Here is a 21,977-nt window from a genome sequence, read left to right as displayed (position 1 = left end):
TGAACGTCGCCGGCGGCGCCCCCTCACCCTAACCCTCTCCCCGGAGGGGAGAGCGGACGCAGCGGAGCTTGTTGTTACTGCTGCTCGTCCACCACCCCATTGCGCAGCGTGCCGATGCCATCCGCTTCGATCGCGATCACGTCGCCGGGGACAAGGTAGCGCGGCGGATCGAAGCGCGCACCGGCGCCAGTGGGCGTGCCGGTCACGATGATATCGCCCGGCACCAGCGTGGTGAAGGTCGAGATATAGCTCAGCAGATAGCGGAAGCCGAACATCAGCCGCGACGTACGATCATCCTGCCGCAACTCGCCATTCACATGGGTGGTGAGGCGAATGTCGGCGATTTGGCTTTCATCGACATAAGGCACGATCCATGGCCCGAGGCTGCCGGTCGAGTCGAAGTTCTTGCCCTGGGTGACGTTGAACTTGGCGTGCCTCACCCAATCGCGGATCGTGCCTTCGTTGCAGAGCGTCAGCGCCGCGATGTGGTCCAGCGCATCGCGTTCGGCGATATGGCGGCCGGCCTTGCCGATCACCAGCACGACTTCGCCTTCGTAATCGAGTTGTGTCGATGCCTTCGGCCGCACCAGCGGTGCACCGTGGCCGACAAAGGAGCGCGGTGTGCGCATGAACATCGACGGGAATTTCGGTGCGTCCTGGCCATCCTTGTATTCGGCATTGCGGTCCGGATAGTTCACGCCGATGCAGATGATCTTTTCCGGCACGGGGATCGGCGGCTGCAGGGCGACGTCATCCAGCGCAAAATCCGCCGGCTGGTTGGCGGCGGCATCAATGAGGCGGTGCAAGGCGTGGTGTTCGATCGCCTCGCGCAGCGAGGGGTAGTCGCCGCCATAGCGCGCGGAGAGATCGACGATCCCGTCATCGCTGACGGCGCCGTATTTCAGTTCGCCGTTGATGGTGAAACTGGCGAGGCGAGAATGGGTCATGATGCGTTTGCCTCACGCTCAATTGTCATCACCCGCGAAAGCGGGTGATCCAGTAAACGGCGCTGCCCGTGTTTGTACATGATCGTCTCCGTCTACTGGATCGCCCGATCAAGTCGGGCGATGACAAGTCGTTTTCAATCCGCAATCGTCACATCCGCCACGAACAACGGATCCCGCACCGCCTGTCCGTTGAACACCGACCCCTGCTCGAACCACGAGCGCGGGGCAGGTGCGCCCCACAGCGTCTGCCGGCGCGGGTCCTTCAGCGACCAGCGCAGCGGTTCGTGGTCGCTGTCCATGGTCTGGTAGTCGCAGGTGTAGAGCTCGAGGCGATGCCCGTCGGGGTCGCGCACATAGAGGAAGAACGCATTGGAAATGCCGTGACGTCCGGGGCCGCGTTCGAGATTGGCAAGATAGCCCGATGAGGCCATCACGTCGCAGAGATGCACGATGTTCATCGCGGTCGGCACCCAATAGGCGAAATGGTGCAGCCGCGGTCCCTTGCCATTGGTGAAAGCGAGGTCGTGGACATTACCCTTGCGATGCATCCAGGCGGCAGCGATGCGGCCGTTGTCGCCGTCTTCCTCGGCATATTCGGTCAGCCGAAAGCCGAGCCGGGCATAGAAATCGATGGTGTCCTGCAATTCGGCGGCGAAGACGTTGAAGTGATCGAGCCGCTGCGGATGGCAGCCCTTGTAGAGATCGAAGCGGCGCAACAGATGCGGGCGCTTCTCCATGGAGGCGTAGAGTTCAAGCTGGAAGCCGAACGGATCGGTGGCCTGCAGCGTGCGGCCCTGGAACGGGCGATCGACGAAGAGGTAGTTGATGCCATGGGCGGCGAAGAAGGCGCCCGCCTTGTCGAGATCGTTCTCGCTGGCAACACGGAAACCGAGGCGATGGCATCCGGCCGTCGCCGCCTTGCGCAGCACCAGCGAGTGATGCTGATTCTCCTCCACGGCGCGCAGATAGACGGTGTCGCTGTCGGCGTCCTCCACATGGAGACCGACAATGTCCTCGTAGAATCTGCGGCTGGCCGCGAGGTCGGTGACATCCAGCACCACATGGCTGGCGCGCAGGATGTTGAAGGGCGGATCGAAGACGTGGACCGGTGCGGGCATGCGGCGTTCCTGTGATGCGTTATTCTCTCAGTCCCTCATGGTGAGGAGGCGCGTAGCGCCGTCTCGAACCATGAGGAGTCTTGGTTCGGATCCCGCGGCCATCCCTTGCGAACGGCTACGCCATTCGCTGGGAGACGCGCGCTGTGCGCGCTCCTCAGGATGAGGGCAAACCCAGTCGCTGAATCTTGTGCGTCCCCTTCGCCAGCGAGACGTGTTTGGTCTCCATGTAGAAGTCGAACGAATAGTCGCCGCCGTCGCGGCCGATGCCCGAGGCCTTCATGCCGCCGAACGGTGTCGGCAGATGCCGCACATTTTCCGAATTCAGCCAGATCATGCCGGCCTCCAGCGTATCGGCGACACGCAGCGCGCGGCCCATCTCGGCGGTCCAGACATAGCCGGTGAGGCCATATTGCACGTCATTGGCGATGGCGATGGCCTCCGCTTCATCCTTGAACGGGATGACGGTCAGGAACGGGCCGAACACTTCCTCCTGCGCTACCCGCATGCCGGGCTTCGCATCGATCACCAGCGTCGGCTCCACATAATGCCCGCCGCCGGGTCCGTCATGCGCCTTGCCGCCGACCGCGATGGTGGCACCATCCTGGCGCGCCACGTCGAAATAGCTGCACACCTTGGCATGGTGCCGCTCATGGATCAGCGGACCGACTTCGGTCGCCGGATCGAGCGGATGCCCGATCTTCAGGGCCTGCACGCGCGCCACAAGCTTCTCGATGAACCTGTCCGCGACACTGCTCTGGATCAGCAACCGGCTCGATGACGTGCAGCGCTCGCCGTTCAGCGAATAGATCATGAAGACCACTGCATCGAGCGCGCGGTCGAGATCGGCATCGTCGAACACGATCACCGGATTCTTGCCGCCGAGCTCGAAATGCACGCGCTTTAGCGTCGGCGCGCCCTGCGCCATAATGGCGGAGCCGGTGGCGCTCTCGCCGACAAAGGCGATGGCCTTGATGGCGGGATGCTCGGTCAGCGCCTTGCCGGCTTCCTCGCCGATGCCATGCACGGTGTTGAGCACACCATCGGGCAGGCCCGCCTCCCTGGCCAATCTTGCCAGCAGGTCCGCCGTGATCGGCGACCATTCCGCCGGCTTGTGCACCACCGTGCAGCCGGCCGCGAGCGCCGGCGCGATCTTCCAGGTGGACAGCATGAAGGGCGTGTTCCACGGCGTGATCACGCCGACGGGGCCGATCGGCACCCGGGTCGAGATATTCCAGTGCTCCTCGGCCGGTGTGTTCAGCCCATCACGCGCCTCGACGCAGCGGTCGGCATAGAAGCGGAAATTCTCCGCGCCGCGGACCGCGGCCTTGGACATGAAACGCCAGGCCTGCCCGGTATCGATACACTCAAGCGTCGCGATATCGTCGGCATGGTCCTCGATGGCATCTGCGATCCGGTGCAGTACTTTGCGCCGCGCAGTCGGCGCCATGTCGCGCCAGTCCCTGAAGGCGCGCTGGGCCGTCTTGGCCGCCTTGTCGATATCCTCCTTGGTGCCGCGCGCGACACTGGCCAGCACGGTGCCGTCGATGGGCGAGCTGGTGTCAAACGTCTCCCCCGAAGAGGCTGCGACGACCTCGCCATTAATGCGATGGCCGATGCCATCGCTACGCAGCGCCTTGAGCAGCGGCGCAGCACGGTCCTGATTGGCGGCGTAGACGGCAGCGGGATCGGCGGGAGCTTTAGCCATTGTCGGCCTCTGTCTTCAGCATGTCGTGAATGTTGTTGCGCTTCCAGCTCGTCGCGGGATCGTTGATTTGGATGTCGAGCGAGAGTGCGAATTTGCTGCCGGCAAGAAACGCCGGATCAAAAAAGGCCGAGACCGCCTCGAAAATATGGGCACCGGCCTTCTGCCGCGCCTCGAGCGAGCGGCCTTCGCCGATGCGCAGCAGGATATCGACGAAGCCGGCATCGGGCAGGCCATCGGCGATGGCGTAATGCTCGCAGCGGATCGCGCGGACGCGAATGCCGCCGAGCGGGAAGATGCCGGTCTCCACAGCGGCCTTGCGGACCACCTCGCACAAGGCGCCGACATCGACAGCCGTGCCGACATTGGCCGAATATTCGATGCTGAAATGCGGCATGACCATCCCTGTTCGGCGCTGTCTTCAGAGCAGCTTTCCGTCGATCCAATTAACATGTTAAATGATTGCGATCAAACCGCGCTGCGCGAAATTCGATTGTGCGATGCACGCGCCGACCAATGAGACCGTGATGACGTCAGCCTCCAGATCACGCGCACCCGCCAAAATCCCGATGCGCGATTTTTCGCAATCATTGCCGATGTCGCTGCTGCGAGCGCGGGAAGGGGTGATGCGCCAGTTTCGTCCATCGCTGCGGGCCCATGATCTCACCGAGCAACAGTGGCGCATTCTTCGTGCCCTGGCGGCGTCCGGTGAGATCGAGGTCACGGAGCTGGCAAAGGTTGCTTTCCTGCTCGGCCCCAGCCTGTCGCGAATCCTGCGCGATCTTGAAGAGCGCAAGCTGATCGCCCGCCATCTCCTCGAATCTGATTTGCGCCGCAACATCGTGTCGATCACGACAAAGGGATTGAAACTGATCGCAGTCGTCGCGCCGACGTCGGAGGCCATCTATGGCGAGATGACGAAGCGTTTTGGCGCGCGAAAGCTCGCGGAATTGCAGGCCATGCTGCGTGAATTGGAGGTTTGCCTTCAGGCGATGCCCGGCGATGACCCCGATGCGGCCGATACCTCGTCTGCATAATTTTGCAGCAAAGTCGTTCGCGCGGCGCTGCGATGAATTCGTCGTACGAATTTCACGGTCACTGTAGACAGCCGCCGAATTTTTCGCTCAACTCCGCGTCATCAAAATCAAAAGAAGGCTGGCGCTCAAGTCCGGCCTCTTAGGGAGGATTTGATGACGCTCACGAGACGTGGATTCACGGCTGGCATCGCGGCTGGTCTGGCGGCCCCTTACATCATCGGCAGTGCGCGCGCGCAGGGCGGCGGAACGATCAAGATCGGCATGTGCGCGCCGATCACGGGCCCGGCGGCCGAAGCCGGCAAATATGCGACCGGCGGCGCCAAGCTCGCGGTCGAGGCCATCAACAAGGCCGGCGGCATTCTCGGCAAGCAGATCGAACTGATCATCGAGGACGACCAGACCACCAATCCCGGCATCGTGCTGGCCTTCTCCAAGCTTGCGGCCAATCCCGAGATCGTCGGCTTCCTCGGCTCGATCCGCTCCACGCAGGTGCATGCGATGGCGCCGGATGTGCTCAAGCTCGGCAAGCCGGTGATGTTCGGCGGTACCGATCCGAACCTGACGAAGCTTGGCAATCCGTGGCTGTTCCGCTTCCGCCCCAATGACAGCTATTCCGGCCGTGTCATCGCCGAATATGGCGTCAAGAATCTCGGCAAGAAGAAATGGGCGGTGCTGCATTCCACGGATGCTTTCGGCACTGCCGGCGGCAAGGCGCTCACCGAAGCGCTCGGCCCGCTCGGCGCTACGGTGGCCATCGATCAGGGCTATGCCAATCAGAGCCAGGACTTCACCCCGGTGGTGCTGGCGATCAAGCAGTCCGGTGCCGATATCCTTGGCTCCTATTTCACCTTCGAGAACGATCTCGGCATCTTTGCCCGCCAGTTGCGTCAGCTCGGCGTCAACATTCCGTGGGTCGGCTCGCCGTCGATCGTCAATGTCACTGCGCTGAAGCTCGCCGGACCGGCGCTGTATGGCACTTACGGCGTTGCCGATTACGCAGAAGAATCGTCGGATGCTGCCAAGGCGTTCGGCAAGTCGTATCGCGATGCCTACAAGGTCGCGCCCGACAATCAGAGTTCCTGGCCGTTCGATGCCATCAATGTGCTGGCGCTGGCGATCAAGAATGCCGGCTCCACCGATCCGCAGAAGATCCGCGAAGCCATCGTCGCCATCAAGAAATATCCGGGCGCTGAGGGCGAGTATAATTTCGACAAGAACGGCGACGGTCTGCACGGCTACAACATCGTGAAGAACGACAAGGGCAATATCGTTTTCGACAAGCATATCGAGTTCGACAACTAAGGCCGCTTCCGCGGCCGCAGTTGTCGATCCTGGGGCACGCGCGTCAACCCGGGATCTCGAAATGTTCAGCGCCTGCCTCTCATCCGTCATTGCGAGCGCAGCGAAGCAATCCAGAAGCCTCAAGTGAAGAACTGGATTGCTTCGTCGCTGCGCTCCTCGCAATGACGATCTTGGAAGTCCGCAATGGATCTCGTCCTCCAACTCCTCTTTACCGGCATCGGCATCGGCGCCGTCTATGCGCTGGTCGCGCTGGGCTTCGTGCTCATCTTCCGTGCCACCAATGTCGTGAATTTCGCGCAAGGCGAATTCTCCATGGTTGCGGCCTATCTGATGGTGGTCTGCGCTGTCGATCTGGCGCTGCCGTACTGGCTGTCCTTCATCATCGCGCTGGCCGGCATGGCCGTCATCGGCGTGATCTTCAATCTCGGCGTCTATTATCCGCTGCGCCACCGCACCTATCTGCCGGTGATCATCGCCACCATCGGCGCCTCGATCCTGATGGCCAATGGCGTGCTGGCGCTGTATGGCCCGCAGCCGCAGGTGCTGCAGGGCTGGTTCGATACGCCGGGCATCCAGCTCGGGCCGGTCTATCTCGATAACCAGTATCTGCTCATCATCGCGGTCACCATCGCGCTGGTGATCTTCAATTACTGGTTTTTCGAACGCACCATGATCGGCAAGAAGCTGCAGGCCACCTCGCAGGACAAGGAGATGGCCTCGCTGCTCGGCATCTCCGTCTCCACCATGATCATGATCACCTTCATCTATTCCGCCGTGCTCGGCGGGCTGGCCGGCATTTTGGTCGCGCCGATCCTGTTCGTCTCGATCCAGATGGGCGCCACCATCGCGCTGAAGGCCTTCGCCGCCACCATCATCGGCGGTTTCGGCGATGTCACCGGCGCCATCATCGGCGGCATTGCGCTCGGCGTCATCGAGACCTTCGGCGCCGCCTATATTTCCGTTCCCTACAAGGATGGCTTCGCCTTCCTGGTGCTGGTGCTGTTCCTGATCTTCCGTCCGCAGGGCATCTTTGGCGAACGCGTTGCGGAGAAAGCATGAGCACCACCGAAAACATCCAGTCGGTCGCCGACATCGCGCGCCCGAAGCCGCTGCTGATCCGCCACGCACCGTATTTCATCGGCGCTGCCATCGTGGTCTTTCTCGCAGCCTCAATGCGCTTTGATGGCTACATCCTCAACATCCTGATGCAGGCGACGACCTTTGCGATCGCCGTGTTCGGCCTGTCCGTCGTGCTCGGCCTGTGCGGCCAGATCAATCTGGCGCAGGCGGCGTTCTTCGGCTTCGGCGCCTATGCGGTCGGCCTCGGCACCACGGACTATCAGCTCAATTACTGGCTCTGCCTGTTCGGCGGCTGCGCCATGGCGCTGGCGGCCGGCGCCTTGCTTGGCCTGTCCACGCTGCGGCTCGGCGGGCACTATCTCGCCATGGTGACGATCTCGTTCCAGCAGATCATCACGCTGATCATGATCAATGCCATCTGGCTTACCAAGGGTCCGGACGGCGTATCGAAGATCGGCCGTCCGTCGCTGTTCATGTCGTCGCAGGCCTATCTCGCTTTCTGCGTCGCCGTGCTGGCCCTTGTCGGCTATCTCGTCTGGCATCTGCCGGATACGCGGCTCGGCCGCGCCATGCGGGCGGTGCGCGACAACGAACTCGCGGCCGGCGTCAGCGGCATCGATGTGTTCCGCACCAAAATCTACGCCTTTGCGATCTGCGCCTTGCTCGGCGGTCTCGGCGGCGGCCTGTTCGCCGGCGGCTTTGCCTATATCTCGCCGGATCAGTTCTCCTTCGCCGAGTCCATCGTCTTCCTCACCATGTCGCTGCTCGGCGGCGTGGCATCGCCGATCGGCTCGGCCATCGGCACCGGCCTGCTGATCCTGATCCCGGAATGGCTGCGCTTCCTCAAGAGCGTGCCGGGCCTCTATCTCGCGATCTACGGCCTGTCGGTGATCCTGATCATCCGTTTCATGCCCGATGGCATCTGGGGCTTCGTCACCGCCGCCTATGATCGCCTGCGACCGCCGAAGAAGGTGGCGCCATCCACCGCGCCGCTGGTGCTGAAACCGGCAGCCACCGGCGACGACATGGTGCTGCGCGTCACCAGCCTCTCGAAACACTTCGGCGGCCTCAAGGCTGTCGATGAGGTGGACATCGCCGTGCATCGCGGTGGCGTGCATGCGTTGATCGGGCCGAACGGCTCCGGCAAGACCACGACGCTCAATGTGCTCTCTGGTTTGTACGAGGCGACATCGGGCAAGGTCATGCTGGACGGCACCGATGTCACCACCATGCCGCCGCATCTGCGCACGGCCGCGGGGCTTGGTCGCACCTTCCAGAACATCCGCCTGTTCCGCTCGATGACGGCGCTCGAAAACGTCATCATCGGCGCCGAACGTCCGGGCAATACGCTGGTCGGCAACGGCAACCACACCGCGCTCACCGAGCGCTCGCTTGCGGCGCTCACCTTCGTCGGCCTCGGCTCGCGCGCCAATGAGCTGATTTCCAGCTTCTCCTATGGCCATCAGCGCCTGATCGAGATCGCCCGCGCGCTCGCCGGCAATCCGACCCTGCTGCTGCTCGATGAACCTGCCGCAGGTCTGAACTCCTCGGAGAAGCTCGAACTGCATGAGTTGCTCAAGCGGATCGCCGCGCAGGGGCTGACCATCCTGATCATCGACCACGACATGACACTGGTGTCGGAAGCCGCCCAGCACATCACCGTGCTCAATTTCGGACGCCGCATTGCGGATGGTGAATCGATGGCCGTGCTGCGTCATCCCGATGTCGTCTCTGCCTATCTGGGAACTGCGTAATGGCGCTGCTCGAGATCAAGGACCTTCATGTCCGTTACGGCGAAATCGTCGCGCTGCAGGGCATCAGCTGCAAGGTCGAGGAGGGGCAGGTGGTGACGCTGCTCGGTGCCAATGGCGCCGGAAAGTCCACCACGCTGCGCGCCATCTCCGGCCTCGCAAAGCCGGCGGAGGGCGATATCCTGTTCGACGGCAAGTCGATCGCCGGCCTCGGCCCGGAAGCCATCGTGCGCATGGGGATCTCCCATGTGCCGGAGGGCAGGCGGGTGTTTCCCGGCCTGACGGTCAAAGAGAATATCATGCTCGGCGCCTCCAACCGCAAGGTGGCCAAGGCCGAGCTGTCGCGCGAGGCGGACGCGATGTTCGACCTGTTTCCCGACATCCGGAAATTCACCGATGCGCTGGGCTGGACGCTGTCCGGCGGCCAGTTGCAGATGGTGGCCGTTGCGCGCGGATTGATGGCCAAGCCGCGGCTGCTACTGCTGGACGAGCCCTCGCTTGGCCTTGCACCCGTCATCGTGCAGGCGGTTTTCCGCATCATTACGGAGATACGCCAGTCCACCACGGTCTTGCTTGTGGAGCAAAATGCGCGCATGGGACTCTCGGTCGCCGATCATGGTTATGTGCTGGAAACCGGCCGTATCGTGCTCGACGGCAAACCGGAGGATCTCTGGGCCAACGAGGCCATCGCAGCCGCCTATCTCGGCGGTCACGGCAAGCCCGCCGCGGGCTTGCCCGCGCATTGACACTCACGGCCCAACAACAAGGACGAATGTCCCGCCATGGTTACAGTTCAAGTCGACAAGCTGATCGCCTTCGTTGCCGATGTGTTCGAGCATGCGTCTTCCACCAGGGAAGAAGCCCGGCGCATCGCCACCTATCTCACGACGGCCAATCTCACCGGCCATGACAGCCACGGCGTCATCCGCGTGCCGGTCTATATCCGCTGGCGCAATAACGGGATGATCATCCCGAACCAGACCATCGAGATCCCCGTTGATACGCCGTCGCTCGCCGTCGTCGATGGCCGCTTCGGTTATGGCCAGACCGTCGGCCCGCAGGCCGTGAAGCTCGGCATTGAGAAGGCCAAGACCGCTGGCCTGTCGGCCATCGCCACCAAGAATTCCGGTCACATCGGCCGTATCGGCGACTGGGCGGAAATGGCGGCGGCCGAAGGTCTCGTCTCCATCCATTTCGTCACCGCCGCCGGCTCCGTGCTGGTCGCGCCCTATGGCGGCGTCGAGCGTCGTCTCTCCACTGCGCCTTACTGCGTCGGCATTCCGCGCGCCGGCGGCCCGCCGGTAGTGCTCGATTTCGCGACGTCGGTTGTCGCCGAAGGCAAGGTGCTGGTCGCCTCGCGCGGCGGCAAGAAGCTGCCCAAGGGCGCCTTGATCAATATCGACGGCACGCTCAGCGAGGATCCGGCCACGCTTTACGGTCCGCATGAGATGGAAGGCCCGCGCGATCACTCGCAGGGCACCGGCGCCATCCGCGCCTTCGGCGATCACAAGGGCTCCGGCCTGGCATTGATCTGCGAATTGCTCGGCGGCGCGCTCACCGGCAATGGCGCCACCAAGCATGGCCGCCCCTTCGCGAACGGCATGTTCTCGATCTATATCGATCCGAAGAAGATCGACCCCGCCAACTTCTTCGACGGCGAAGTCGCGCGCTATGTGGAATTCTTCAAGAGCGCGAAGCCGGCCGCCGGCGTCGATGCGGTGATGATCCCCGGCGACAACGAAGCCAAGACCCGCGCCGATCGCACCGCCAATGGCGTGCCGCTGCCGGACGAGACCTGGGCGGCCATCGTGCAGACTGCGCGCGACGTCGGCGTCAGTGAAGAGGCCGTGAAGAACGCGACCAGCAAGTAACACTCCGTCATTGCGAGCGCAGCGAAGCAATCCAGAAAGCAACAAGCGAAGAACTGGATTGCTTCGTCGCTTCGCTCCTCGCAATGACGTCTCACTTCGAGCGGCGACAGAGGAAAACGAATAATGGCAAATCGAGTCAAGGAAATCTGGGCAAAGGGCGGCGCCGTCGTCAATGCGTGGCTGGCGATCCCGTCGGGCTTCTCCGCCGAGGTGATGGCGCAATGCGGCTTCGACAGCGTCACCGTCGATATCCAGCACGGCGTGCAGGACTATCAGTCCATGGTCACCTGTTTCCAGGCCATGAACGGCCACCCGGTCACGCCGATGGTCCGCGTGCCGTGGAACGAGCCCGGCATCATCGGCAAGGTGCTCGACGGCGGCGCCTATGGCGTGATCTGCCCGATGGTCAACACCAAGGAAGAAGCCGAGAACTTCGTCCAGTATTGCAAATATCCGCCGCGCGGCACGCGTTCGAACGGTCCCATCCGCGCCGGCATGTATGGCGCCGGCGGCACCTATCAGGACACGGCGAATGACGAGACGCTGTGCATCCCGATGCTGGAGACCCGCACCGCCGTCGACAATATGGAAGCCATCCTCGATGTCGAAGGCATTGCCGGCGTCTATGTCGGCCCGTCCGATCTCGGCTTCTCCTACGGCCTCGTGCCGAAGCTCGATCGCGAAGAGCCGGAGATCCTCAAGATCTACGACAAGCTCATCAAGGAATGCGACAAGCGCGGCATTGCGCCGGGCATCCATTGCTCGGGGCCGGTGGGTGCAGCGAAGAACATCGCCATGGGCTTCAAGCTGGTGACGCTGCTCAACGACAGCGGCATTCTGGCCACCGGTGCGAAGAACTGGGTCGCCGAGACCCGCAAGAACTCCGGCGGCAAGGCGTGATCTGATCTCGTCGTTCCGGGGCGCGCGACAGCGCGAACCCGGAACCTCGATCAGCGACGCACCTCTCTCCGCACATGACGTGAGAGGTGATGAACACTCCAAGATTCCGGGCTCCGTCCCGCCGCCTACGGCGTCGGCCCGTCCCCGGAATGACGAATGTGGCGCATCACATCCACCCCACGGAATAACACCACCGCACGCGACGTTTGCGCACGCTGATTCAACGCACGCGCTCTTTGATTTCCCGCACCGAAGCAGTCCATACTCGATGCACTCGTCCGCAGAGACGAGATCAAACATCGGGAGGATGATCGTGCGAAACAAACTGCATCTGCTGAGCCGCCGTCAATTACTCGCTGCCGGCGCAGGTGCCGCCGCATTGCTCAGCGCACCGTCACTCGTCCGCGCCAACTCATGGCCGACCAAGCCGATCAAGATCCTGGCCGGCTCCGCCGCCGGCGGCCAGACCGATCAATTCTCCCGCGTCTATGGCGAATATCTGCAGCGCGAACTCGGACAGACCGTCGTCATCGAGAACAAGGCCGGCGCTGGTGGCGCCGTCGCGGCCGCGGAGCTGAAGCGCTCCGATCCCGATGGCCACACGCTGATGATCTGCAACACCACCGCCTATATGCTCAATCCCGTGCTTATCAAGGACAACAAATACAATGTCGCGCAGGATTTCACCTGGGTGACGGTGATGCCGGGCGGCAGCCTGCCGCTGGTGGTGAGCGACAAGATCGGCGCCAAAACGCTGAAGGACTTCATCGACTATGCGAAGAAGACCGAGAAGGTGAATGTCGGCACCTATGCCGCCGGCTCCTTCGCCCACATGGTGATCGTCGAGCTCAACAAGCAATACGGCCTCAAGATGGAAGCCGTGCATTATCGCGGCGAGGCGCCGATGTGGAGCGATCTCGCCGGCGGCTCCATCGATGCCGGCATCGGCAGCTATGCGGCCGCGCTGCCCGTGCTGCAGGCCGGCAAGGGCAATCCCGTCGCGGTGTCGCGCCGCCGTATCACGGCGCTGCCCGATGTCGCCACATTCAAGGAGCAGGGCGCGACATCGCGTGCGCATGCGCTGCTCACCTTCCAGGGCTGCATGGCGCCGGCCAAGACACCGCCGGAGATCGTGGCGAAACTCAACGCGCTGTTCGTTGCCGCCAGCAAGAGTGATCGCGTGCGCGAATTGCTCAAGAGCCAGGGTGTCGATGAAGGCGCGATGACGCTGGAGGCCAGCAACGCACTCTACAAGGACGAGGCGCCGGTCTGGGCGGAACTCGCCGCAGCGCTGGGGCCGCAACCGCAATAGATAGGTGACCGTAGGGCGGACGAGGCGAAGCCGTCATCCGCCGCCGAGTCTCCGCGGCGGATGACGCTTCGCTCATCCGCCCTACGGCCCGCCACTCCTGCGACATTGTGGCGAAGGAACTGTAACTCTATTGCAGATCGACAGCCTTGGGCGAGCGTGATACGTCCGTGTCATCCGTCCCATGAGGCTCCCGTGACGTTTTTCTCCCGCATGTCCCGCTCTCGCATCCTGCGCTTGCCGCGCCGGGCGCTGGTGGCGTTCGTGCTGGCGACTTACCTGATCACGGGCGCGATGCATGGTCTGTGTGGCCTCGATGTCACCAATCCGTCGCTCGAGACGATCATGTCGATCGCCGACAAGGGCGTCGGCCATTCCGATATGGGAACCGTGGCGGACAATCACTGTCACGGCTGTTTCTTCATGACGGCCGAGCCGCACGTGACGACCGCCAAGCCGGTCGCCGTCAAAACACGGACGGTCGCTTTCGTTGACATCGAGCGTCGCAGCCTGCCGCGCGGGATCGATCCGCCGCCCCCCAAATTCCTGACCTGAACAACATCGCCGGGCGCCTAGCGCCCTGACTCTGTTATTCGTCAGGCTTTCCCATGTTCTCGACATACGCCACGCGTTTTGCGTGCGCGGTTGTGCTGCTCGTCGCGTCTCCGCTGACAGGGCAAGCGCATTCGCAGACCCTCACCATGGGCAGCGCCTTGCAGCGCGCGCTCGCCGCCAGTCCGCGCCTGACCGCTGCCGAGCGCGACATCGGCATCGCGCGCGGCCAGCGCATCCAGTCCGGCGCGTTGATCAATCCGGAGATCTCCTATGAGATCGATGGCGCGCTCGGCTCCGGCGCCTATCGCGGCACGCGCGGGGCGGATTCGACGCTGCAGATCAGCCAGATGTTCGAACTCTGGGGCAAGCGCGACGCGCGCATCGCCGCCGGGCAGGCGGGGCTCGACGCCGCCGGCATCGAACGTCAGGCGGTGCGGCTGGAAGTGCTGTCCGAGACGGCCATTGCATTCCTCACCGTGCTCGGCCTGCAGCGCCGCATCGAGATCCTGAACGAACAGGTTGCGGCCATCGACCAGATCTCGCCGCTGCTGCAGCGGCGCGTCGAGGCCGGCGCATCATCGGTCGCCGAAACCGGTCGCGCCGATGTCGCCTCCGCATTGGTGAAGGCCGATCTCGAGCGCACCAAGGCCGCGCTCGCCTCGGCGCGCCGTGAACTCGCAATCCTGATGGGCGACGCCGCACCGAAGTTCACGGTGGTGTCCGGCCGTCTCGATGCGACGGGCCGGGCGCCGAGCTTTCAATCGGTGGTCACGGCCATCGACGCCAATCCGCAGCTCGTGCGCTGGAAGGCGATCTTCGCCCAGCGCAATGCGCAGTTGCTGCTGGCGCGGCTGAAGCCTTATCCGGATGTCACCGTCTCCGCTGGCCTGCGCCGTTTCCATGACACCGGGGACAATGCCGTGCGCCTCTCGGTCTCGGTGCCGATCCCGATCTTCGACCAGAACCAGGGCAACATCCTCTCGGCGCAGGAAAGCCTCGCCAAGACCGCCGCCGAACGGCAGGCCAATCGCAACACGCTGATCGTGGTCGCCGGTCGCGCCTATGACACGTTGCAGGGCTCGCTGCGCGAACTCGCGATCCTGCGCGAAACCGGCATCCCGAAAGCGCGCGACGCCGCTGCCGCCATTTCCGAAGGCTACGGGCAGGGGCGCTATTCGCTGCTCGAAGTGCTCGATGCGCAGGCCAGCGTCGCCCAGGCGCGGCTGCGCGAGCAGGAAGCCCAGCAGAATTTCCATGTCGCCGTCGCCACCATCGAGGGCCTGGTCGGCAATCCATTTGCACTGGCGCGGGGGAGCGCACGATGAACAAGCCACTCATGATGCTGATGGCGGCCGCAGCGCTCACTGTCGGCACCGGCGTTTATCTCAATACGTCCATCGGCAATGCCGGACCAGCCGCGAAGACCGCTGATAAGGCGCATGGTGACAAAGGTCACGGCCACGCGGAAGAAGGCGTCGTCCAGATGTCCGATGCCAAACTCGCAGCCGCAGGCATCGAAATCCTCACGGCCACGCCCGGCACACTGCGCAATTCCATCATCCTCAATGGCATCCTGCAGCCGAACCAGGAAGCGTTGGTGCAGGTCACGCCGCGTTTTCCGGGCGTCGTGCGCGAGATCAGGAAGCGCATCGGCGACACCGTGGAAAAGGGCGAGTTGCTGGCGAAGATCGAGAGCAATCAGAGTCTCTCGGTCTATGAGATGCGCGCGCCGATCTCCGGCACCGTGATCGATCGCCAGATCTCGCTCGGCGAATATGCCTCCGAGCAGAAGCCAGCCTTTATCGTTGCCGATATCTCCACCGTCTGGGTCGATCTCTCCGTCTATCGCCGTGATCTGCCGCGGGTGCGCATCGGCGACACCGTGCAGATCGATGTCGGCGATGGCGGCGCGCCCATCGAGGCGCAACTGTCCTACGTCTCGCCGGTCGGCAGCAGCGACACCCAGAGCGCGCTGGTGCGTGCGGTGGTCGCCAATGAGGGCATGCGGCTGCGCACCGGCCTGTTCGTGTCGGCCCGCCTGATCCTCTCCGCCAAACAGGTCCCGGTCGCGGTGAAAGCGACGGCGCTGCAGACCGTCGAGAACAAGACCGTCGTCTTCGTCCGCAACGGTGAAAAATTCGAGTCCCGCGAGGTCGAGATCGGCCAGCGCGATGTCGAGAATGTCGAGATCGTGTTCGGCCTGATGGATGGCGACCGCTATGCGGCGAAGAACAGCTTTGTGGTCAAGGCCGAACTCGGCAAGGGGGAGGCGTCCCATGACCATTGAGCTCGTCGCCGAACATTCTCCGCCCCTCATCCTGAGGAGCCCCGACTTGGCCGCCGAAGCTCGACGAGCGAAGGCGGAAGCGGCGTCTCGAAGGATGGCTACGGAGCTCCAACAGCTCATGGTTCGAGACGCGCGCAAAAGCGCGCTCCTCACCATGAGGGACGGAGCGGAATCATGATCAATGCCATTCTCGCCTTCTCCATCCGCCAGCGCTGGTTCGTGATGATCGGCGTGCTCGCCGTCGCCGCCTTTGGTGCCTGGAATTTCACCCGTCTCCCCATCGATGCTGTCCCCGACATCACCAATGTGCAGGTGCAGGTGAATGTGGAAGCGCCCGGTTATGCGCCGCTCGAAGTGGAGCAGCGCATCACATTCCCGGTCGAGACCAATATGAGCGGCATTCCGAGCCTGCAATATACGCGCTCGCTGTCGCGCTACGGGCTCAGCCAGGTCACCATTGTCTTCAACGAAGGCACTAATATCTATTTCGCGCGCCAGCAGGTCAGCGAACGCCTGCAGCAGGTGAAGGATCAGCTTCCCGCGGGCATCGAGATTGCCATGGGCCCGATCTCCACCGGCCTCGGCGAGATCTACACCTTTGCGCTCGACGCAAAACCCGGCGCGAAAAATGCCGATGGCTCGCCCATCACGCCGATGGACCTGCGCACCGTGCAGGACTGGATCGTCAAGCCGCAGCTGCGCACCGTGCCGGGTGTGGTCGAGGTCAACACCATCGGCGGCTATGAGAAGCAGTTCCACGTGCTGCCCGATCCCAGCAAGCTGATGGCCTATCGCCTCAGTTTTCGCGACGTGATGACGGCGCTCGCGGCCAACAATGCCAATGTCGGCGCCGGCTATATCGAGCGCAACGGCGAGCAATATCTGGTCCGCACGCCGGGGCAGGTGGCCAATCTGGAGAACATCCGCAATGTGGTGATCGGCTCGCGCAGCGGCGTGCCGGTACGCATCAGCGATGTCGCCGATGTCGAGATCGGCACCGATCTGCGCACCGGTGCTGCCACCCTCGACGGCAAGGAGACGGTGCTCGGCACCGCCATGCTGCTGATGGGCGAGAACAGCCGCACCGTGTCGCAGCGCGTCTCGGCCAAGCTCGAGGCGATCGCGCAGACGCTGCCGGACGGCATCGTCGCCCGCGTCCTCTATGACCGCACGAGACTGGTCGAGGCCACCATCGCCACCGTCGAGAAGAACCTGCTTGAAGGCGCGCTTCTGGTCATCGTCATCCTGTTTCTCATCCTCGGCAATTTCAAAGCCGCGGTGGCCACCGCTCTGGTCATTCCGCTCTCCATGCTGATCACCATCAGCGGCATGGTGGAGAGCAAGGTCAGCGCCAATCTCATGAGCCTTGGCGCCATCGATTTCGGCATCATCATCGATGGCGCCGTCATTATCGTGGAGAACTGCCTGCGGTTGCTCGCCCATGAGCAGCAGAAGCAGGGACGTCTGCTCACACGGGATGAGCGTTTCGCCACCATCCTCGCCGGCTCGAAGGAAGTCATCAAGCCCAGCCTGCTCGGCACACTGATCATCGCCGTGGTCTATCTGCCCGTGCTGACGCTGACCGGCGTGGAAGGCAAGATGTTCACGCCGATGGCGCTGACGGTGCTGATGGCGCTGGCCGGCGCATCGATCCTGTCCATGACCTTCGTGCCGGCGGCTGTAGCGCTGCTGGTGACGGGCAAGGTGACGGAGAAGGAGAACCTCTTCATGCGCGGCTGCCGCCGTGTGTATCTGCCGCTGCTCGCGCTCGCGATCCGCTTCCGCGGCATGGTCGCGATGGCAGCGGTCGCGCTGCTGGTGCTCACCGGCTTCGCGGCCTCGCGCATGGGCGGCGAATTCATCCCGAGCCTCGATGAAGGCGACGTCGCTTTGCATGCCATGCGCATTCCCGGCACCAGCCTGACCCAGGGCATCGACATGCAGATGCGGCTGGAAAAGGTGCTGCTGCAGATGCCCGAGGTGAAGGAGGTGTTCTCCAAGCTCGGCACGTCGGAAGTCGCCACCGATCCGATGCCGCCCAATGTGGCCGACACCATCGTGATGCTGAAGCCGCGCGACCAGTGGCCGGATCCCAAGCGCAGCAAGGCCGATCTCGTTGCCGCCATCGAGCGGCAGGGCGACATGCTGCCGGGCAATGTCTATGAACTGACCCAGCCGATCCAGATGCGCTTCAACGAGCTGATCTCCGGCGTGCGCAGCGATGTCGGCGTCAAGATCTTCGGCGACGATCTCGATCAGCTGCTGCAGACCGCCGGCCGGGTCGAGGCCGTGCTGCGCGGCGTGCCTGGTGCTGCCGACGTCAAGACCGAGCAGATCAGCGGCCTGCCGATGCTGATCGTGAAACTCGATCGTCCGGCATTGTCGCGTCTCGGCCTCAGCGTGCAGGACGTGCAGGGCATTGTCGAGACCGCGGTGGGTGGCAAACATGCCGGCCTCGTCTTCGAAGGCGATCGCCGCTTTGATCTCGTGGTCCGTCTGCCCGAGCAGATGCGCACCGATATCGAAGCGATGAAGAACCTGCCGATCCCGCTGCCTTCAGTGGAAGCGCCGGCCGTGGCGGCGACACGCGCATCACTGAACAGCAATTCGCCGCTGGCGCAGATGCGCTACACGCCGCTCTCGGCGGTGGCCTCCATCGAGGTGACGCCGGGGCCGAACCAGATCAGCCGTGAAAACGGCAAGCGCCGCATCGTGGTATCGGCCAATGTGCGCGGCCGCGATCTCGGCTCCTTTGTCAGCGATGCGCAGGCGCAGGTCGCCGAAAAGGTGAAGCTGCCGGCGGGCTACTGGATCGGCTGGGGCGGTCAGTTCGAGCAGCTGGTCTCCGCCACCAAGCGTCTCACCATCGTGGTCCCGGTCGCGCTGGCGCTGATCTTCCTGCTGCTGTTCATCTCGCTCGGGTCTGCGGCAGATGCGGCGCTGGTGTTCAGCGGCGTGCCGCTCGCACTCACCGGCGGCGTCGCGGCGCTGTTGTTGCGCGACATCCCGCTATCGATCAGCGCCGGCATCGGTTTCATCGCGCTCTCGGGTGTGGCAGTGCTCAACGGCCTGGTGATCATCACCTTCATCGAGCGGCTGCGCTCCGAAGGCATGAAGATCGTCGAGGCCGTGCGTGAAGGCGCGCTCACGCGTCTGCGTCCGGTGATGATGACAGCGCTGGTGGCTTCGCTCGGCTTCGTGCCGATGGCGATCGCCACCGGTCCGGGTGCCGAAGTGCAGCGGCCGCTCGCCACCGTCGTCATCGGCGGCATCATCTCCTCCACCATCCTCACGCTGCTGGTTCTGCCGGCGCTCTACATCCTGTTCCGAAGAGAAGGGACGCGTCGCTAGCGCGTAGGATGGGTTGAGCGCAGCGATACCCATCACCACAAACACCGGCGCATGCGGTGATGGGTATCGCTGCGCTCAACCCATCCTACACTCATGGAGAGAGATCACTGATGAACAAGATCCTGCTTATCGCATCTGCATTGCTGTTCACGACACCCGCGCTCGCGCAGCATGTCCATCACAAGGGCCCGAATGGCGGACCGATGGAGGACGTCGCCGGCGTGCATCTGGAAATGATCGTCTCGGGCAAGACGTTGACGTTTCACGTCATCGACGAGGCCAGCAAGCCGATTGCTGCGACCGGCTTCACCGGTGCGGTGCTGCTGACATCCGGCAGCGAGCGCGAGACGCTGCCGCTGGTCGTCGCCGGAACAGCGCTGAAAGCCGAAACAAAAGGCGATGTCCCCAAGGGCGCGACGGTCAGCGTCACGCTGAAGACGGCCGCGGGAAAATCGGGGCAGGTGAAGTTCAAAAATTGAGGGACGTCTTCGTGTCGTTGCCCGACTTGATCGGGCAACCCAGTAAACTCAGACGTGGCGGATAGAACCGATCGCCAGTGTCTACTGGACCCCCCGCTTTCGCGGGGGTGACAGGCAAAGATGATGAAGTATTTATTCCTCACCATCTTGACAGTTTCAGTGTCAGGATTATTATCCCCTCCATTCGGTTCGTGAGGGGCGTTTCTAGAGACGTCTTGAAGCGGAGCCGGATGCGGCGCCTGCGGGCAGGGGGACCACGCATCCTCTTGCACTCGGGTGGTCGAGGGTCACCGTCCGACCCCACTATGGGGGTCTGCCGCTATTGCGCGGCTGGACGTGGTGCGGGTGAAGGCAGGGAAACCTGCCGGATGGCTCCCAATGGGAGTGCCCAGTACCCGGAAGAACGGTCCTTCGACTGGAAAAACGTCGCGGTGGCGCGCCGCAAGGCGTTGCGCAATCGCGGTTTCGCTGGCGATCCAGCGAAACGGATTGCGTCAAGTTCCACCCGTTGCGCCTTGCGGCGCGTTGCCTCCCCTCATTTTGACGGGGAGAACGGCTCACACCTCGGACGCCTCGGGCGCCGCGAGAACGAGCACGCTTGGCGACAGGCCAGCGATAGGGCTAGACTCATTCCAAACAATAAACCCGCGCGAGGAATCTCCATGGCTCCGTCTCCCGTCATTCGCCTGCATCCCGACGACGCCGTGCTGATCGCGCGCACCATGCTGCTGCCGGGCGTCGAGGTCAGCAAGGGCGTCACCACGTCGGAGCGCATTCCCGCCGGCCACAAGGTGGCGATCCGGCCGATCGCCTTGAACGAACCGATTTATCGCTACGGCCAGATCATCGGCTTTGCGACGCAGCCGATCGCGCCGGGCCAGCATGTCCACACGCAGAATTGCGGCATGGGCGAATTCGATCGCGATTATGCTTACGGCGTCGATGTGAAGCCGACGCCGAATTTCGATCTGCCGGCGACCTTCATGGGCATCAAGCGCAGCGACGGCCGCGTCGCCACGCGCAATTATATCGGCTTGCTCACGTCGGTGAATTGCAGCGCGCATGTGGCGAGCCTGGTCGCCGATGTGTTCAAGCGAAATCCTTTCAGCGGGCATGATCCGCTCGCCGACTATCCCAATGTCGATGGCGTGGTCGCGCTGACGCACAAGACCGGCTGCGGCATGACGCAGGATGAACCGCTGACGCTGCTTCGCCGCACGCTCGGTGGCTATGCGCGCCATGTGAATTTCTCCCACGTGGTCGTGCTCGGCCTCGGCTGCGAGATCAACCAGATCGGTGGCTTGATGCAGGAACAGAAGCTGGCCGGTCGGCTGCGCGAAATGCAGATCCAGGACATCGGCGGCACGCGCAAGACAACGGAAGCGGGCATTGCTTTCGTCAAGGAAGCGCTCGCCGACTCCAACAAGGTGACGCGCGAGGAGGTCTCCGCCAGCGAACTCACCGTGGCACTTCAATGCGGCGGCTCCGATGGCTATTCGGGCATTTCGGCCAATCCGGCGCTTGGTGCCGCGAGCGATCTGCTGGTGCGCCACGGCGGCACGGTGGTGCTCTCCGAGACGCCCGAGACTTACGGCGCCGAACATCTTCTGACTCGCCGCGCCGTCTCGCGCGAAGTCGGCGAAAAGCTGGTCGGGTTGATGCGCTGGTGGGAAGCCTATTGCGAGCGGGAAGGCGCCGAGATGAACGCCAATCCGTCGCCAGGCAACAAGGCGGGTGGCCTCACCACGATCCTTGAGAAGTCGCTCGGTGCCATGGCGAAAGCCGGCTCGACCAATCTCGTCGATGTGCTGAACTATGCCGAAACCATCACCAAGAAGGGGTTCGTCTTCATGGACACGCCCGGTTACGATCCCGTGGCAGCGACAGGGCAGGTGGCCGGCGGCGCGAATATGGTGTGCTTCACCACCGGTCGCGGCAGCGTGTTCGGCTGCAAGCCGGCGCCATCCATCAAGCTTGCGACCAACTCGCCGATGTTCAAGCGCATGGAAGACGACATGGACATCAATTGCGGCACCGTGCTCGACGGCGACGAGACCGTGCAGCAATGCGGCCAGCGCATTTTCGAACTGATGCTGGCAACCGCCTCGGGCCAACGCACCAAGAGCGAGAGTTTCGACGTCGGCAGCGCCGAATTCGCGCCATGGGTGCTGGGCGCCACGATGTAAACCTCCGTCATCAAACGGTCGTCATTGCGAGCGCAGCGAAGCAATCCAGAGCCCCATGAAGGAAGACTGGATTGCTTCGTCGCTGCGCTCCTCGCAATGACG

General features: G+C 63.3%; 18 protein-coding genes. 14 read left to right on the top strand and 4 right to left on the bottom strand.

Annotated elements, in window-relative coordinates:
• Positions 1-74: 74 nt before the first annotated feature.
• From AC1RQ5_RS22380 to AC1RQ5_RS22365, 4 genes are all read right to left on the bottom strand, one after another.
• Positions 75-947, bottom strand: a complete 873-nt coding sequence (locus AC1RQ5_RS22380; RefSeq protein ID WP_493201864.1) for a fumarylacetoacetate hydrolase family protein — start codon at positions 945-947, stop codon at positions 75-77.
• A 134-nt stretch (positions 948-1,081) separates the two neighbouring features.
• Positions 1,082-2,065 carry a 3,4-dihydroxyphenylacetate 2,3-dioxygenase gene (gene hpaD / locus AC1RQ5_RS22375; protein ID WP_493201862.1) on the bottom strand — a complete coding sequence of 328 codons (984 nt, stop codon included), beginning with the start codon at positions 2,063-2,065 and terminating at the stop codon, positions 1,082-1,084.
• A gap of 154 nt (positions 2,066-2,219) precedes the next feature.
• A complete protein-coding gene (gene hpaE / locus AC1RQ5_RS22370) occupies positions 2,220-3,770 on the bottom strand; it encodes a 5-carboxymethyl-2-hydroxymuconate semialdehyde dehydrogenase (protein ID WP_493201860.1) in 1,551 nt (516 codons plus the stop codon).
• A complete protein-coding gene (locus tag AC1RQ5_RS22365) occupies positions 3,763-4,164 on the bottom strand; it encodes a 5-carboxymethyl-2-hydroxymuconate Delta-isomerase (RefSeq protein ID WP_493201859.1) in 402 nt (133 codons plus the stop codon). The genes hpaE and AC1RQ5_RS22365 overlap by 8 nt, the downstream gene beginning before the upstream one ends.
• 130 nt (positions 4,165-4,294) lie before the next feature.
• On the opposite strand from AC1RQ5_RS22365, the gene hpaR reads away from it, so the two are divergent.
• The 14 genes from hpaR (at position 4,295) to AC1RQ5_RS22295 (ending at position 21,875) form a co-directional block, all read left to right on the top strand.
• Positions 4,295-4,804, top strand: coding sequence for a homoprotocatechuate degradation operon regulator HpaR (gene hpaR / locus AC1RQ5_RS22360; RefSeq protein ID WP_493201857.1), 510 nt, complete (start codon positions 4,295-4,297; stop codon positions 4,802-4,804).
• A gap of 153 nt (positions 4,805-4,957) precedes the next feature.
• Positions 4,958-6,106, top strand: coding sequence for an ABC transporter substrate-binding protein (locus AC1RQ5_RS22355; RefSeq protein ID WP_398483089.1), 1,149 nt, complete (start codon positions 4,958-4,960; stop codon positions 6,104-6,106).
• 183 nt (positions 6,107-6,289) lie between these two features.
• Positions 6,290-7,165, top strand: a complete 876-nt coding sequence (locus tag AC1RQ5_RS22350) for a branched-chain amino acid ABC transporter permease (RefSeq protein ID WP_398483087.1) — start codon at positions 6,290-6,292, stop codon at positions 7,163-7,165.
• Positions 7,162-8,940 (top strand): branched-chain amino acid ABC transporter ATP-binding protein/permease, encoded by a 1,779-nt coding sequence (locus tag AC1RQ5_RS22345; protein WP_493201855.1) that lies wholly within the window; start codon positions 7,162-7,164, stop codon positions 8,938-8,940. The genes AC1RQ5_RS22350 and AC1RQ5_RS22345 overlap by 4 nt, the downstream gene beginning before the upstream one ends.
• Entirely contained in the window at positions 8,940-9,683 is a 744-nt protein-coding gene (locus AC1RQ5_RS22340; protein WP_493201854.1) for an ABC transporter ATP-binding protein, read from the top strand. The genes AC1RQ5_RS22345 and AC1RQ5_RS22340 overlap by 1 nt, the downstream gene beginning before the upstream one ends.
• A gap of 36 nt (positions 9,684-9,719) precedes the next feature.
• Entirely contained in the window at positions 9,720-10,808 is a 1,089-nt protein-coding gene (locus AC1RQ5_RS22335) for a malate/lactate/ureidoglycolate dehydrogenase (RefSeq protein WP_493201852.1), read from the top strand.
• 123 nt (positions 10,809-10,931) lie between these two features.
• Positions 10,932-11,708: an HpcH/HpaI aldolase family protein gene (locus AC1RQ5_RS22330; RefSeq protein ID WP_398483078.1), complete on the top strand. Its 777-nt coding sequence runs from the start codon at positions 10,932-10,934 to the stop codon at positions 11,706-11,708.
• 313 nt (positions 11,709-12,021) lie between these two features.
• Positions 12,022-13,020, top strand: a complete 999-nt coding sequence (locus AC1RQ5_RS22325) for a Bug family tripartite tricarboxylate transporter substrate binding protein (protein ID WP_493201850.1) — start codon at positions 12,022-12,024, stop codon at positions 13,018-13,020.
• A gap of 192 nt (positions 13,021-13,212) precedes the next feature.
• Entirely contained in the window at positions 13,213-13,572 is a 360-nt protein-coding gene (locus AC1RQ5_RS22320; protein ID WP_493201848.1) for a hypothetical protein, read from the top strand.
• Positions 13,573-13,625: 53 nt separating this feature from the next.
• Positions 13,626-14,897 (top strand): divalent metal ion exporter subunit IhpA, encoded by a 1,272-nt coding sequence (gene ihpA, locus AC1RQ5_RS22315; RefSeq protein WP_493201846.1) that lies wholly within the window; start codon positions 13,626-13,628, stop codon positions 14,895-14,897.
• Positions 14,894-15,859, top strand: a complete 966-nt coding sequence (gene ihpB / locus AC1RQ5_RS22310) for a divalent metal ion exporter adaptor subunit IhpB (protein WP_493201844.1) — start codon at positions 14,894-14,896, stop codon at positions 15,857-15,859. The genes ihpA and ihpB overlap by 4 nt, the downstream gene beginning before the upstream one ends.
• 174 nt (positions 15,860-16,033) lie before the next feature.
• Entirely contained in the window at positions 16,034-19,210 is a 3,177-nt protein-coding gene (locus AC1RQ5_RS22305) for an efflux RND transporter permease subunit (protein WP_493201842.1), read from the top strand.
• A 110-nt stretch (positions 19,211-19,320) separates the two neighbouring features.
• On the top strand, positions 19,321-19,689 hold the full coding sequence (locus AC1RQ5_RS22300) for a hypothetical protein (RefSeq protein ID WP_493201840.1): 369 nt from the start codon (positions 19,321-19,323) through the stop codon (positions 19,687-19,689).
• Positions 19,690-20,351: 662 nt separating this feature from the next.
• Positions 20,352-21,875 (top strand): UxaA family hydrolase, encoded by a 1,524-nt coding sequence (locus AC1RQ5_RS22295; protein ID WP_493201838.1) that lies wholly within the window; start codon positions 20,352-20,354, stop codon positions 21,873-21,875.
• The last annotated feature ends 102 nt before the right edge of the window (positions 21,876-21,977 follow it).

It is taken from the genome of Tardiphaga sp. GW821-FHT12E02 (assembly GCF_058807155.1).
Note: the sequence above shows the minus strand (reverse complement) of the source record. Positions and strands in the feature narration are given on the sequence as shown.